The sequence below is a fragment of the Allomuricauda sp. M10 genome (assembly GCF_020782875.1).
In the GTDB taxonomy this organism is placed as follows: domain Bacteria; phylum Bacteroidota; class Bacteroidia; order Flavobacteriales; family Flavobacteriaceae; genus Flagellimonas.
The window spans coordinates 499689-513911 of record NZ_JAJGBN010000002.1; the positions used below are offsets into that span (position 1 = coordinate 499689).

The 14223-nt window shown below is 43.5% G+C and carries 13 protein-coding genes; all 13 read left to right on the forward strand.

Annotated features, from left to right (window positions below):
- The 13 genes from LKX84_RS07360 to LKX84_RS07420 all read left to right on the forward strand — a co-directional run bounded on the left by LKX84_RS07360 (position 1) and on the right by LKX84_RS07420 (position 14217).
- Positions 1–1047, forward strand: coding sequence for a vWA domain-containing protein (locus LKX84_RS07360; protein ID WP_228236489.1), 1047 nt, complete (start codon positions 1–3; stop codon positions 1045–1047).
- A complete protein-coding gene (locus LKX84_RS07365; protein WP_228236820.1) occupies positions 1040–1945 on the forward strand; it encodes a tetratricopeptide repeat protein in 906 nt (301 codons plus the stop codon). Before LKX84_RS07360 ends, LKX84_RS07365 begins: the two co-directional genes overlap by 8 nt.
- On the forward strand, positions 1945–3729 hold the full coding sequence (locus LKX84_RS07370) for a BatD family protein (RefSeq protein WP_228236490.1): 1785 nt from the start codon (positions 1945–1947) through the stop codon (positions 3727–3729). The genes LKX84_RS07365 and LKX84_RS07370 overlap by 1 nt, the downstream gene beginning before the upstream one ends.
- Before the next feature lie 2 nt (positions 3730–3731).
- On the forward strand, positions 3732–4490 hold the full coding sequence (locus LKX84_RS07375; RefSeq protein ID WP_228236491.1) for a tetratricopeptide repeat protein: 759 nt from the start codon (positions 3732–3734) through the stop codon (positions 4488–4490).
- A 90-nt stretch (positions 4491–4580) separates the two neighbouring features.
- Positions 4581–4859: a hypothetical protein gene (locus LKX84_RS07380; protein ID WP_228236492.1), complete on the forward strand. Its 279-nt coding sequence runs from the start codon at positions 4581–4583 to the stop codon at positions 4857–4859.
- Positions 4860–4934: 75 nt separating this feature from the next.
- Positions 4935–6524: a SulP family inorganic anion transporter gene (locus LKX84_RS07385; RefSeq protein WP_228236493.1), complete on the forward strand. Its 1590-nt coding sequence runs from the start codon at positions 4935–4937 to the stop codon at positions 6522–6524.
- A complete protein-coding gene (locus tag LKX84_RS07390) occupies positions 6521–7147 on the forward strand; it encodes a carbonic anhydrase family protein (protein WP_228236494.1) in 627 nt (208 codons plus the stop codon). The genes LKX84_RS07385 and LKX84_RS07390 overlap by 4 nt, the downstream gene beginning before the upstream one ends.
- Positions 7148–7228: 81 nt before the next feature.
- On the forward strand, positions 7229–7930 hold the full coding sequence (locus LKX84_RS07395) for a ceramidase (RefSeq protein ID WP_228236495.1): 702 nt from the start codon (positions 7229–7231) through the stop codon (positions 7928–7930).
- Positions 7914–8930: a phenylalanine--tRNA ligase subunit alpha gene (gene pheS, locus LKX84_RS07400; protein ID WP_228236496.1), complete on the forward strand. Its 1017-nt coding sequence runs from the start codon at positions 7914–7916 to the stop codon at positions 8928–8930. The genes LKX84_RS07395 and pheS overlap by 17 nt, the downstream gene beginning before the upstream one ends.
- 9 nt (positions 8931–8939) lie before the next feature.
- Complete coding sequence (locus LKX84_RS07405; RefSeq protein WP_228236497.1) at positions 8940–9338, forward strand: hypothetical protein; 399 nt, start codon at positions 8940–8942, stop codon at positions 9336–9338.
- A 96-nt stretch (positions 9339–9434) separates the two neighbouring features.
- Positions 9435–9920: a GbsR/MarR family transcriptional regulator gene (locus LKX84_RS07410; protein WP_228236498.1), complete on the forward strand. Its 486-nt coding sequence runs from the start codon at positions 9435–9437 to the stop codon at positions 9918–9920.
- Positions 9921–9969: 49 nt separating this feature from the next.
- On the forward strand, positions 9970–11040 hold the full coding sequence (locus LKX84_RS07415) for an efflux RND transporter periplasmic adaptor subunit (protein WP_228236499.1): 1071 nt from the start codon (positions 9970–9972) through the stop codon (positions 11038–11040).
- 33 nt (positions 11041–11073) lie between these two features.
- Positions 11074–14217 carry an efflux RND transporter permease subunit gene (locus tag LKX84_RS07420; RefSeq protein ID WP_228236500.1) on the forward strand — a complete coding sequence of 1048 codons (3144 nt, stop codon included), beginning with the start codon at positions 11074–11076 and terminating at the stop codon, positions 14215–14217.
- Positions 14218–14223 lie beyond the last annotated feature (6 nt).

Consider the following 14223-nt stretch of genomic DNA (forward strand, 5'->3'; position numbering starts at 1 on the left):
ATGATTCAGTTCGACGAAAAAATATACTTCTACCTTTTGGCCATTATCCCGGTAATGGTCCTGGCCTTCTTTTTTCTTCAAATCTGGAAAAAAAGAACCCAAAAACGATTTGCCAAGACCAAACTGCTCAAGCGTTTGGCCCCTAACCGATCTAGTTTTAAATCGGCGGTTAAGTTGGCCTTTTTGTTGGCCGGACTTTCCTTTTTGATAATTGCATTGGTCAATCCCAAGATCGGCACCAAATTGGAGACCGTAAAACGGGAAGGGGTCGATATTGTTTTCGCGATAGACGTATCTAAAAGTATGTTGGCCGAGGACATCGCCCCCAACCGATTGGAAAAAGCAAAACGCATTGTTTCGGAAATCATCAACCAACTGGCCAGTGACCGCATAGGAATCATTGCATATGCCGGGCAAGCCTATCCACAGCTTCCGATCACCACGGATTATGGAGCAGCCAAAATGTTCTTGCAGAGCATGAACACCGATATGCTTTCCTCCCAAGGTACCGCCATTGATGCCGCCATTGATTTGGCCAGCACATATTATGATGATTCCCAACAGACCAACAGGGTGCTTTTTATCGTTTCCGATGGAGAAGATCATTCTGAAAGTTCTACCACGGCTGCTGTGGAAAATGCTACCCAAAACGGGATCAGGATCTTTACCATTGGGGTTGGAAAAGAAAAAGGCGCGCCCATTCCCATCAAAAGAAACGGGATTGTGGAAAGTCTGAAAAAGGACAATCAAGGTGAGGTGGTCATCACCAAATTGAACGAAGCCATTCTCGCCGACATAGCCGATCGCGGAAACGGAGAATATATTGATGGTTCCAACACGGATGACGCTGTGGAATACATAAAGGAACAACTGAACCGGATGGACAAAACCGAATTTGAGGCCAAGCAGTTTGCCGAATTCAAGGATCAATTCCAATGGTTCCTTGCTGCTGGATTTTTATTTTTATTTTTGGACATCTTCGTTCTGGACAGAAAAACCCAATGGTTGAAAAAACTAAATCTTTTTAACGAGCATGATGATGACTAAGATAAGATTGGTGTTTGGACTATTGCTTTGCTTTGGATGGGTCCAAGCACAGGACGATGCCGCATTGGAGGCACAAAAAGAAGCAGAAAAAGCCCTGAAGGCTTCCACAAATATTACGTACGATGCCAACAAGGAGCTTACATCCAATGATTTTGTAGGCGCCGAATCCAAATACAGAAGGGCTATTTCCAAAAGCGATAAAAATGTCGCGGCCCCATTCAATTTGGGCAATGCCTACTACAACAGGGAAAGTTACGGTGAGGCGTTTGGTCGCTACAAGCAAGCTGGTGACGCAGCTGAAGACAAGGCCGAAAAACACAAAGCATTCCACAACATGGGCAACGTATTCATGAAGAACAAAGAATACGAAAAAGCTGTTGAGGCATACAAAGAGGCATTGCGAAACAATCCTACCGACGAAGAAACCCGATACAATCTTGCACTTGCCAAGAAAATGTTGGAAAAGCAACAGGACGAGCAGAAGAACGACCAAGACCAAAACCAGGACAATAAGGATAATCAGGACCAGAAAGATCAAGAAAAAGATCAAAACAAGGACCAGAATAACGAAGGCGGGGACAACGACAAGCAAGACGAAGGAAAACAGGACGAAAACGACAACAAGGATAAAGGCGACGAAGGGGAAAACGGGGAGAACAAACCCGAAGAAAACCAAAAAGGGGATGGTGACGAAAAGAAAGAACAGGAGAAAAAGCCCAATGAAGGGGACCAACCTCAAGATCAACAGCAACAACAGCAACCCAGACCCAACCAATTGTCCAAACAGCAGATTCAAAACCTGTTAGAAGCCATGCAGAACGAAGAGAAAAAAGTTCAGGAAAAAATGGAGGCCCTAAAGATGCGTGGACAAAAAGTTAAAAACGAGAAAGACTGGTAATGAGAGTACAACGGGGCAACATATTACTTTTTTTGGCGATGGTGTTCCTATCGGGTACCATGATCCATGCCCAGGAAGATGAGGTTACGTTTACCATGAACCTGAGCAAGGAAACGCTCGGGATCAATGAACGTCTTCGTGTTGATTTTACCATGAACAAGGATGGTGACAATTTTACCCCACCGGCTTTTGAAAATTTCAAGGTGGTCATGGGTCCATCTCAATCCATAAGTTCGTCATGGATCAATGGCAAACGTAGTTTTTCCAAAACGTACACCTATATCCTGCTGCCAACAGCAAGAGGAAATTTCACCATTCAACAGGCCACTATTGAAATAGCTGGGGAAACGTATAAAACCACTCCAAAAACTGTGGAAGTGACTGCAGCTGTGGACAGGCCCAATGGTGAAAAGACAGCGGATGATGTTGCTGATGAAAGCCTTCATCTAGTTGCTGAAGTATCCAAGGAAAACCCATACCTGAACGAAGCGGTTACCGTAGTCTACAAACTGTACGTTAGTCCGGATATCAGCGTTACGAATTATCGCCCGTTGGACAATCCTACCTACAACAATTTTTGGAGCCAAGATATTCCCGTTACCAAGCACACGGCCCAAAATGGAACTTATGAGGGCAAACCCTTCCGGTACGTAGTATTGAAACGTGTGGTGCTTTATCCACAAAAATCTGGACAACTGGACATTGAACCTCTTTCGTTGGAAATTTTTGTAGACGTTCCGACCAACCGAAGAGACTTTTTTGGAGGAAGGATCTATACGCAAACAAGCAAAACAGTATCGGCCGGTAATAGGACCATTAATGTAAAAGCTTTACCCGAAGATGGCAAGCCAGCAGATTTTAATGGAGCAGTCGGAGAATTTGAATTCAATGTCACCACGAGCAAAGACCAGTTGAACGCCTCAGAATCACTTCAGGCAAAAGTTGAGATTTCAGGAAAGGGAAATTTAAAATTGTTCCAATTGCCCAAACCGGAATTGCCCAGTTCTTTGGAGGTTTACGATCCAGAACATGAAGAGGACATCAACACCGGCAGCACAGGTATGGAAGGAAAAGTGACGGACAACTATACTATTGTTCCTTCTTTCAGAGGTAAATATCCTATTCCTAGTATTCCGTTCAGTTATTTCAATCCTGCGACTGGTAAATATGTGACCCTTGAATCCGACGAGATCAATATTGAGGTGTTGGAAGGTCCGGTGGCCTCCTCGGAAAATACTGCGGTTGGATCTGCTGTAAACCAACAGGCTGTTGTGCCCACAGGAAAACAATTCCATTTTCTAAAATTAGACCCCAATCTTGGCCCAACAAAAGCATCTTGTTTCTTCGGTTCAAAATCTTTTTTCATGTGGTTGTTTCTACCTTTGTTGTTGATTCCATTGGCCATTTTTACCTCCAAGAAAAGAGAGGCCATGGCCGGTGATGTAGTCGGGAACAAGATCAAGCAAGCCAACCGATTGGCCAAAAAATATCTTTCCGCCGCAAAAAGGGATTTAGGTAACAAAGAAGCTTTTTATGTGGCTTTGGAAAAAGGGCTCCACAACTACTTGAAAGCCAAATTGAATATTGAAACATCTGAATTCAGCAAGGAAAAGATCACAAGCATATTGGCAAGCAAAAAGGTGGATCAAGAAGATATTCAAGGATTCATAAGCTTGCTTACCAGTTGTGAAATGGCTCGATATAGTCCATTTTCCAACGTGCAGATGCAAAATGATTATGACAGGGCAAGTGAAGTAATCTCTAAATTGGACAAGCAATTATGAGCATGAAGACATTTTTCATATGGATCTCTCTTTTCACCTTGTCCTTTGGATTTGCCCAAAACGAGACATTGTTCTCCCAGGCCACGGAATATTACAATACAGGGGAGTACAATAAGGCAATCGACAACTACAAGGCAATTCTGGAAAGTGGACAACATTCCGCATCCTTGTACTTTAACTTGGGCAATTGCTATTACAAACTGAACAGCATTGGTCCGAGTATCTACTATTACGAAAAAGCCCTTTTGCTAGATCCGAACGACAGTGAAATCCAGAACAATTTGGCCTATGCCCAAAACATGCGATTGGATGCCATCCAAGCCATGCCCAAAACGGAAATTGCCAAAATTTACAATAGCACCATCAATCTTTTTGCCTGTAATCAATGGGCTTATCTTGCCGTGGCATTTGTGTTGTTGTTCGTTTTATTGTACCTGACCTACTTTTTCCTGTCATCGGCCAATAAAAAGCGTATTTCCTTTATTGCAAGTATCTTTTCCATAACCCTAGGAGTACTTTGTGTACTTATGGCATATTTACAGCAACAACAAGAAAAGAAGGACGATCCCGCGATTGTGTTCAGTAAAGAAGTAAAGGTTTCTTCCGAGCCCAATCAAAACAGCGATGTGATCTTTACCCTTCATGAAGGCACCAAAGTGAATGTTCTGGAAGAATTGGATGGATGGCAAAAAATATGGATTGCCGACGGACAGACCGGTTGGCTTTTGAGCAATTCCATTAAGAAAATCAAGGACTTTTAACCAAAATAGTCCCTTGGTGTGCATATTTCGTTATTTTTATAAAAAAAAGGTCCTGTGCTAAAAACATTGGTTTTTTCTATTTTACCCATAATGCTGATAGGTTGCCTGTTGGTGTCTCCCGTTGTTCCCTTCTTGGACAAGGAGTTGGGAAAAACCTTGGTGTTAGGATCTGCTGAAGAAGAAAAGGGCAGTAAAAAAGAAGAGGCCGAAAAGAACTTTGATGAACTGGATCTTTATTTGAAAAATTTTTACGAACTATCTTTTTATCAAACTACACAAAAATTCAATATTTGCTCTGCAGGTTATATATTCCCTGCCACAGAGTTTCATTTGGAGATTTTGGATCCCCCTCCCAAGAAATTGAGTTAAGTCCCTTCCATTTTCAATTCAATTTCTAACCATCTCCATCGGGCACTGCTCAAGGAGAACCTAACTTATTTATCCATGTTCAAGTATATTAAAAACGACCTGCCTGCCAGTATAGTGGTCTTCTTTGTGGCCCTGCCCCTCTGTTTGGGAATTGCCCTTGCCAGTGGGGCACCTTTGTTTTCTGGACTTATTGCAGGAATCATTGGAGGTATCGTCGTAGGAGCCTTAAGTGGCTCACAAATTGGGGTAAGCGGTCCAGCTGCTGGGTTGGCCGCCATTGTGCTCACTGCCATCGGAACTCTGGGTGGCTATGAAAACTTTTTGGTTGCCGTAGTCATCGGTGGCGTTATCCAAATGCTTTTCGGGGTTTTACGTGCCGGGATCATAGCCTATTATTTTCCCTCCTCTGTCATCAAAGGAATGCTTACGGGAATTGGTATCATTATCATCTTAAAACAGATTCCCCATTTTTTTGGTTATGATGCCGACCCAGAAGGGGACTGGGCCTTTTTTCAGGTAGACGGTGAAAACACTTTTAGTGAAATCGCCAATACCGTTAATTCCATTAGCCCTGGGGCATCGCTTATTGCCATTGTAGCGCTCGCCATTTTGATTTTATGGAACCAGGTTTTAAGCAAAAAATCAAAAATATTTGAATTGGTCCAAGGGCCTTTGGTCGCCGTGGTTTTGGGCATTGTGTATTTTGCGTTCACCAAAGGTGATGCCATTTGGGGCATATCGGATGAACACTTGGTTAAAGTACCCGTACCAGATGGATTCGATTCATTTATCGGATTGTTCAGTTTTCCCAACTTTTCGGCCATAGGGAATACTGAAATTTGGATTACCGCCTTTACCATGGCTTTGGTGGCCAGTTTGGAAACCTTATTATGTGTTGAGGCCACGGATAAGCTGGATCCCTTAAAACGAGTAACGCCCGCCAACAGGGAACTTTTGGCCCAAGGTGTTGGGAACAGCATTTCAGGATTGATAGGTGGTTTGCCCATAACCCAGGTAATTGTTCGTAGTTCGGCCAATATTCAATCCGGAGGGAGAACAAAGCTTTCTGCCATTCTGCATGGTTTTTTGCTTCTTGCCTCTGTATTGATCATTCCAAGGTTACTGAACATGATTCCACTCTCCGTTTTGGCGGCCATTCTTTTTATTGTTGGATACAAATTAGCAAAACCCAGTTTGTTCAAAACGATGTACAAAGCAGGTTGGAAACAATTTGTTCCCTTTATTGTGACCGTGGTCGGAATCGTGTTTGCAGACCTTTTGGTAGGTATTACCCTTGGTTTGGGTGTTGGTATCGTTGTTATTTTGATAAAGAGCTATCAAAACTCACATTTTCTTCATATCCAAGAAAAAGGGAATGATGGACATCGCATAAAAATGACCTTGGCCGAAGAAGTGACCTTTTTTAACAAAGGGGCCATCCTAAAGGAATTGGATCAGATTCCCCAAAATTCCTATCTTGAATTGGACGTGGTCAACACCAAGTATTTGGACAATGACATTATTGAAATTTTACATGATTTTGGCAGCAAGGCCAAAAACCGGAATATTCACATTAAATTAATCTCAGAAAGAGGAATTGTGGAAAATCCAGACGATTATATCGAATTTTTTAAGAAACCAAAAAATCAGCTTAATAAAAAATGAAAGCACATACCAAAGAAACGCAGTCTACCATGTCGCCAGCAAAGGCCCTTCAATTTTTGAAGGAAGGGAACGCGCGTTTTCAGAACAACCTCAAAGCCAACCGAAACCTTTTACAACAGGTGAACGAAACCAAGGATGGGCAATTTCCATTTGCCACCATCCTTAGTTGTATAGATTCAAGGGTGTCTGCCGAATTGGTTTTTGACCAAGGCTTGGGAGATATTTTTAGTATCAGGATCGCTGGAAATTTTGTGAATCAGGATATATTGGGAAGTATGGAATTTGCCTGTAAATTGGCGGGTACCAAATTGGTGGTCGTACTAGGGCATACCAGTTGCGGTGCGATAAAAGGTGCCTGTGACCATGCAAGAATGGGCAATCTCACCTCTCTGATCAATAAGATTGAACCAGCAGTCTTTGCCACCAAAGAACCCAAAGACGAGGATTTGCGCAATTCTAAAAATCTGGAATTCGTGGATTCCGTTGCCGTAAAGAACGTGGAGATGGCTCTTGAAAACATACGCAACCAAAGCGTCATCCTTAAAGAAATGGAAGAAAAAAAGGAAATCGCCATTGTAGGGGCCATGTATGACCTCTCGGATGGCAAAGTGACCTTTTTATAATCTTTTAAATATTGGAAAGACCGATGGAGAAGTTCATCGGTCTTTTTATTTTAACACCTGATATCTTTTAAAAGGTACTTCATGTTTTTGTCAAAAATTCCAAATGACTCCGGTCCCGTTTACCTTGAAACCATCCCAGGTCGTTTTCCCGTTGAACCTTACAATACTTTGAGTAATCTGGTATTCTTGGCCTTGATCATTTACTGGGGAATCAAAGTTTACAAAAACCCAAAACAGCATGCATTTCTTGCATGGATGATCCCCATCATCGGTATAAGTTATATCGGAGGAACGGTATACCATGCCACACGTAGCCATGAATTTTGGTTACGTATGGATTGGATGCCCATTCTATTTCTATGTTTGGCACTAGTGGTATACTTTATTTTTAAGCTGGTCAAAACTTGGTGGAAACGAGTTTTGTTGATTTTCCTTTTTTTTGGCATTTCTTATATGATGCGGATTCTACCGATGCCTGCCGGACTCCGAATTTCACTTGGCTACGTGATCAGTGCCGTTACCATTTTATTGCCGATTGTGTGGTACCTGTTCCAAACCCATGGAAAAAATGGGTATTTGGTGTTGTTGGCATTCGGGATTTTTGCCCTTGCCCTCACCTTTCGGATCTTGGATAAATCGCAGACCATGTTCCCGATGGGCACCCATTGGTTGTGGCATTTTTTCGGTGGAATCGCGGTACATTTCCTTATGGCCTATATATTCAAGGACAATTTGCTAAATTTGTCGGCCAATAGTGCCGTTGAACATGATCCAGACCATTAAGGAACACCTTGTAGAAGTAGAAAAGTTCGCTTCAACCTCTAAAGAAGAAATTGAAGCTTTCCGAATCAAGTATTTGGGGAAAAAAGGACTTTTGAACACCTTTTTTGCCGAGTTCAAGAATGTACCCAATGACCAGAAGAAAGAATTTGGCCAGGTCATCAATGAGCTGAAGAATGCCGCCACAGAAAAGGTCAATTCCTTAAAAGAGGCCTTGGAGAGCCAAACCGAAGTGGGCAAATACGGCGATCTTACCCGTCCGGGTGAACCTATGGAAATTGGGGCCAGACACCCCATCTCCATCGTCAAGAACCGCATCATCGATATTTTTTCAAGGATAGGCTTCAATGTTTCCGAAGGACCGGAGATCGAGGACGACTGGCATAACTTTACGGCCTTGAACCTACCGGAATACCACCCGGCAAGGGACATGCAGGATACCTTTTTCATTCAGACAAATCCTGATATCCTATTGCGTACCCACACCTCATCGGTACAGGTACGTTATATGGAAAGCCACAAACCGCCTATCCGTACCATTTCTCCAGGAAGGGTATACAGAAACGAGGCTATTTCGGCACGATCTCATTGTTTCTTCCACCAGGTGGAAGGATTGTACGTGGACAAGAACGTTTCCTTTGCCGATTTGAAACAGACCTTACAATACTTCACTTCAGAAATGTTTGGAAAATCGAAGATCAGGTTGCGCCCCTCTTATTTCCCGTTTACGGAACCCAGTGCCGAAGTTGACGTGTATTGGGGACTTGAGACAGAAACCGATTACCGTATGACTAAGGGTACCGGTTGGCTGGAAATTATGGGTTGTGGAATGGTCGACCCCAACGTACTTAGAAATTGTGGTATCGACCCTGAAGTGTACTCGGGCTTTGCCTTCGGAATGGGTATAGACCGAATTGCCCTGCTTCTTCATCAAATTTCGGATATACGTTTGCTCAGCGAAAATGATGTCCGCTTTTTGGAACAGTTCAAGAGCGCCTTGTAGACCAACTTTATGAAAAAGGATATTGAGATTCCCATTGCCAAGGACATTCAAATTGCAGTAATTCGGGAGTGGAACAATGAATTTCTATCCAAAGATTGGAACGCCTACCTAATCAATAACAGTAATGACTCCATTGAAATGGTCATTGTGGTTTCCAAAGGTTTTGATGGGGATGTAAAAACCTCCACCATGAGGCACGGCATTGGCACAATGGAACCAAAGTCTTATCGAAAAGTCGAATTGCTTCAAGAAGATGTTTTGGCATTGAACAATGAGTTCTTCGTTACCTTTTTCTTAGAAAACAAATTGTTCGAAAAAAGATTTCTATTTCAAAAGCATACCATAACTGAGGAAAGTCTTACCCACATCCCAATTCTAAATCAACAAGGGATTCTTTCCGAAAACTGATTTCATCCGACAATAATTTATTTAACACAAATTTAAGTTCGTTTGGTTTTGTTTGTTCCGAACCAACATTAATTTTGCTCCTTCAAAAATCCAGTTATGGAAAAAACGAAGGAAGAAATCATTGAAACCCTTGGCCTTCATTTAGAGGCAGAACAAAACTTGCCTCCCCTAGCGGCCCGGATCTATGCCATTTTGGTCTTGACAAATGAGGATGGGCTTACGTTTGAAGACTGCTTGGAAAGACGTGGGGCCAGTAAAAGTTCCACTTCCACATCCCTGAACCTGCTGCTCAAGATGGATATCATCACCTATTTTACCAAACCTGGGGACCGAAGACGATATTTCACCTTGGCCAAAAAGAAGACCTTTTTCCTCACCAAACTTCAGGAATACCTAAAACGCCTGGAGTCCGAAAAATCCGTCATCACCTTGGTCATGGACTATCATAAGAAAAATTCGCCCAAGAAATTTGAGGAAGGCAAGGAAAGAACTGGCATCTATCTGGACTATATGACCGGAAGCGAGAAACTCCTTCAGGAGGCTATCTTAAAATATGAAGCCATAGCGCAACAAGAAAATTGATCACCCAACAATAAAACCCAACAACAACCCTAACAACGTTAGACCATACATGAAAACAATCAAGTCAATTGTAGTATTAGCAGCCATCACAGTGCTCATGTCCTGTGGTAACAAGACCCAACAGCAAGCCGCTGCCCCAGCTCCCTCGTTAAAAGTGACGCAGCTGAAAAAAGAAGACTTTACCATATTCAATACCTACTCCACATCCATCCAAGGACAACAAAATGTAGAGATTTGGCCTAAAGTTTCTGGATTTGTACAAAACATTTATGTGGAAGAAGGACAACAAGTTAAGAAAGGGCAATTGTTGTTCAAACTGGAAACACAGACTCTTTCCCAAGATGCCAAGGCCGCCCAAGCTTCTGTTAATGTGGCCCAGGTTGAAATGGACAAATTGGTTCCATTGGTTGAAAAGGGCATCATCAGCCAAGTTCAATTGGAAACGGCAAAAGCCCAACTGGAACAGGCAAAAAGCAACTACAATAGCATTGCTGCCAATATCGGTTATTCCAATATTGTGAGCCCTGTAAGCGGCTATATTGGGGAGCTTCCATACAAAGTAGGTGCCTTGGTGAGCAGCTCCATGGGGCAACCCTTGACCGTGGTATCCGATATCAGCAGTGTGCGCGCATATTTTTCCATGAACGAGCGGGAGTTGCTCCAAATGAAAAAACAAATGGCCTCAACCGGAACCGGAATCTCAAAGGACGCTTCTACTGAAGTGGAACTGGTCATGATCAATGGTGAAACCTACCCACAAAAAGGTAAAATTGCTATGGTAAACAACCTCATCAATTCCACTACTGGAAGTGTGACCTTGAGGGCCGATTTTGACAATCCCGATCTATTGTTGAGTTCCGGCAGTACCGGTACCATCAAGATTCCATCGCAGTTTAAGGGCGTGTGGGTGATTCCCCAATTCGCCACCGTGGACCGCCAAGGAACCAAAATGGTGTATGTGTTGAACGGGGACAATACGGTAACAAGCAAACCGCTTTCCATAGTGGCCCAAACCGATTCCCAATTCATCGTATCTGAAGGATTTGAGGATGGAACCACTCTTGTAACCGAAGGAGTCTCCAAATTGAAGGACGGACAGACCATCAGCCCAGTTAACTAACTATTCCAACAATCTCAATAGAACAATTGTAATATGTTCCAAAAATTTATAGACCGTCCCGTACTGTCCACAGTAATATCCGTGATTATTTTGATCTTGGGTATTTTGGGGCTCAGTGTTCTCCCCGTAGAACAATATCCGGAAATTGCTCCCCCCACCGTTCAGGTAACCGCCAACTATACCGGTGCCAATGCGGAAACCGTATTAAAAAGTGTGGTAGTTCCTTTGGAAGAACAGATCAATGGTGTGGAGGGAATGACGTACATGACCTCATCGGCCAGTAACGATGGAGCCGCCAATATCAGTGTGTTTTTTGCATTGGGTGTAGATCCCGACATTGCTGCCGTGAACGTTCAAAACCGTGTGGCTAGGGCCAATAGCTTGTTGCCACAGGAGGTGATCAACACAGGGGTAACCACCCAAAAGGCACAGAACAGTGCCTTGTTGTTCTTCTCCATTTTCTCCAAGAACGAGGATTATGACGCCACTTTTGTGGAAAACTATGCAAAGATCAACTTGGTACCCAAACTACAAAGGATCAAAGGTGTAGGTAATGTGAACGTGTTTGGTGCCAAGGATTACTCCATGCGTATTTGGATTTCCCCTGATAAAATGGCCGCCTATAATTTGGTTCCTTCGGATATCCAAGCGGCTTTGAGCGAGCAGAACCGTGAAGCCGCAACAGGTAAAATCGGGGAAAATGCCGATGGTATCTTCGAATATGTGATGAAATACAAAGGGCGTCTTTCCGAAGTGGAAGAATATGAGAACATCATTCTAAAAACAACGGATGATGGTGGTTTTCTTCGCTTGAAAGATGTGGCCGATATTGAACTGGGTGCCTTCAGCTATGTCAGGAAAAATACTGGTATGGGTAATCCCGGGGTTGCCGTGGGTGTATATCAGACCGCAGGTTCCAATTCCAAAGAGATCATCGATCAAATTGAAACCATTTTAACAGAGGCCAAAGGGGATTTCCCTAAAGGATTTGATTATGTCATCCCATTCAATTCCAAGGATTTCTTGGATGCATCCATTGACCATGTGGTGCAGACCTTGATCGAAGCCTTCATTTTAGTGTTCATCGTGGTATTCCTGTTCCTTCAAGATTTCAGGTCTACCCTTATTCCGGCCATTGCGGTACCCGTTGCCATCATCGGAACCTTTTTCTTCCTTCAAATATTTGGGTACTCCATCAACATGTTGACACTTTTCGCCATGATCCTGGCCATTGGTATTGTGGTGGATGACGCCATTGTGGTGGTCGAGGCGGTTCATGCCAAGTTGGAAGAAGGAGGAAAATCGGCCAAAAGTGCCACCAAAAAAGCTATGGGTGAAATATCCGGTGCCATTATCTCCATTACCTTGGTGATGTCGGCAGTATTTATTCCTGTATCCTTTATACAAGGTTCATCAGGGGTATTCTACCAACAATTCGGTATCACTTTGGCAGTGGCCATCTTGATTTCAGCCGTAAACGCCTTAACGTTGAGTCCAGCTTTGGCTGCCCTCTTCCTAAAACCACACGATCCGGAAAAAGGACATAAATCCAATTTTACGACCCGATTCTTCAAGGCCTTCAATATTGGATTTACGGCTATCACCAATAAATATACCAACGCCGTGGGGCGTTTGGTGAAACGAAAATGGATTACCGCTGTTTTGTTATTGGCCTTTACCGGGCTAGCCATTTATCTTTTCAAAACAACCCCATCAGGATTTGTGCCTGACGAGGACAGGGGAATGATCTTTGCCAACGTGAGCATGCCTCCGGGAACCACTATTGAAAAGACCGAGGAGACCATCATGAAACTGGATTCCATTTATGAGTCCATGGATGTAATCGATGCGCGGATGAGTGTGGCCGGATTCAGTTTGCTGAACAGGGTAAGTGCAGGCTCTTACGCTTTCTCCATCATGAAATTGAAGGATTGGAGCGAACGGAAGGAAGATTCACTTTCCGTGAACGCCACCATGCAGAAGTTGAATGCCATTTCTGCAAACTTTAAAGATGCCCAAATCATCTACTTTACCCCGCCCAGTATCCAAGGTTTTGGAACCAACTCTGGTTTTGAAGTGCAATTGCAGAGCAAGGGTGGTGAAGATTGGTTGGCCATCAACGATGTGAAAAATCAGTTTTTAGGTGCCCTGAATGCACGCCCAGAAATCCAGTACGCCATTTCTCAATTTGATCCAGGGTTCCCTCAATACAACCTTGACATCGATATAGAAAAAGTGAAAATGGCCGGGTTCTCGGCAACCGATATTTTCAACGCACTCCAAGGATATTACGGTGGAATCTATGCCACCGACTTTAATAAGTTTGGGAAGCAATACCGTGTTATGATCCAGGCAAAGCCTGAAGATCGTGCCAATGAGAATTCCCTCAACCATATTTTTGTAAGGAACGCCAATAGTGAATCGGTAGCGGTAAGCCAGTTTGTGACCCTTGAAAAAATCTATGGCCCAGAGGTGGTAGAACGATTTAACCTGTTGAGTTCTGTAAGAATTTCAGGGGTTCCGAATGCGGGATACAGTACCGGTGATGCTATCAACGCCATTGAGGAAGTGGCCGCCCAAGTACTGCCTACCTCCTACACTTATGACTATTCCGGACTTACCCGTGAAGAAAGCAATGCAGGATCCCAGACCATTCTCATCTTTATTTTGAGTTTGGTGTTCGTGTACTTCTTGTTGAGTGCCCAATATGAAAGTTATATTTTGCCACTTGCTATTCTGCTTTCGCTTCCCGTAGGAATTGCCGGTGCCATCCTTTTCATCAACTTGGGTGGTTTGCAGAACAACATCTATTTCCAGATTGCGATCATCATGTTGATTGGTCTGTTGGCCAAGAACGCCATCTTGATCGTGGAGTTCGCCCTTCAAAGACGGCGGGCTGGACTATCCCTTTTTGATGCCGCAGCTGATGGCGCAAGGGCTAGGTTAAGACCTATTTTGATGACTTCCTTTGCCTTCATCTTCGGTCTGTTGCCCTTGGCACTTTCATCAGGAATCGGGGCCATAGGGAACCAATCCATCGGTTTGAGTGCTGTAGGAGGAATGCTAGTGGGAACCATTTTGGGAGTATTTGTCGTTCCTGTCCTTTTTGTGGTATTCCAAGCCCTTCAGGAGCGTATTTCTGGAAAACCGGAACCAACCGAAGAAACCATTGCTTAACAACAA

Coding starts and splice junctions, on each gene's coding strand:
- LKX84_RS07360 (WP_228236489.1), top strand. CDS start 1: ATGATTCAGTTCGACGAAAAAATATACTTCTACCTTTTGGCCATTATC.
- LKX84_RS07365 (WP_228236820.1), top strand. CDS start 1,040: ATGACTAAGATAAGATTGGTGTTTGGACTATTGCTTTGCTTTGGATGG.
- LKX84_RS07370 (WP_228236490.1), top strand. CDS start 1,945: ATGAGAGTACAACGGGGCAACATATTACTTTTTTTGGCGATGGTGTTC.
- LKX84_RS07375 (WP_228236491.1), top strand. CDS start 3,732: ATGAAGACATTTTTCATATGGATCTCTCTTTTCACCTTGTCCTTTGGA.
- LKX84_RS07380 (WP_228236492.1), top strand. CDS start 4,581: ATGCTGATAGGTTGCCTGTTGGTGTCTCCCGTTGTTCCCTTCTTGGAC.
- LKX84_RS07385 (WP_228236493.1), top strand. CDS start 4,935: ATGTTCAAGTATATTAAAAACGACCTGCCTGCCAGTATAGTGGTCTTC.
- LKX84_RS07390 (WP_228236494.1), top strand. CDS start 6,521: ATGAAAGCACATACCAAAGAAACGCAGTCTACCATGTCGCCAGCAAAG.
- LKX84_RS07395 (WP_228236495.1), top strand. CDS start 7,229: ATGTTTTTGTCAAAAATTCCAAATGACTCCGGTCCCGTTTACCTTGAA.
- pheS (WP_228236496.1), top strand. CDS start 7,914: ATGATCCAGACCATTAAGGAACACCTTGTAGAAGTAGAAAAGTTCGCT.
- LKX84_RS07405 (WP_228236497.1), top strand. CDS start 8,940: ATGAAAAAGGATATTGAGATTCCCATTGCCAAGGACATTCAAATTGCA.
- LKX84_RS07410 (WP_228236498.1), top strand. CDS start 9,435: ATGGAAAAAACGAAGGAAGAAATCATTGAAACCCTTGGCCTTCATTTA.
- LKX84_RS07415 (WP_228236499.1), top strand. CDS start 9,970: ATGAAAACAATCAAGTCAATTGTAGTATTAGCAGCCATCACAGTGCTC.
- LKX84_RS07420 (WP_228236500.1), top strand. CDS start 11,074: ATGTTCCAAAAATTTATAGACCGTCCCGTACTGTCCACAGTAATATCC.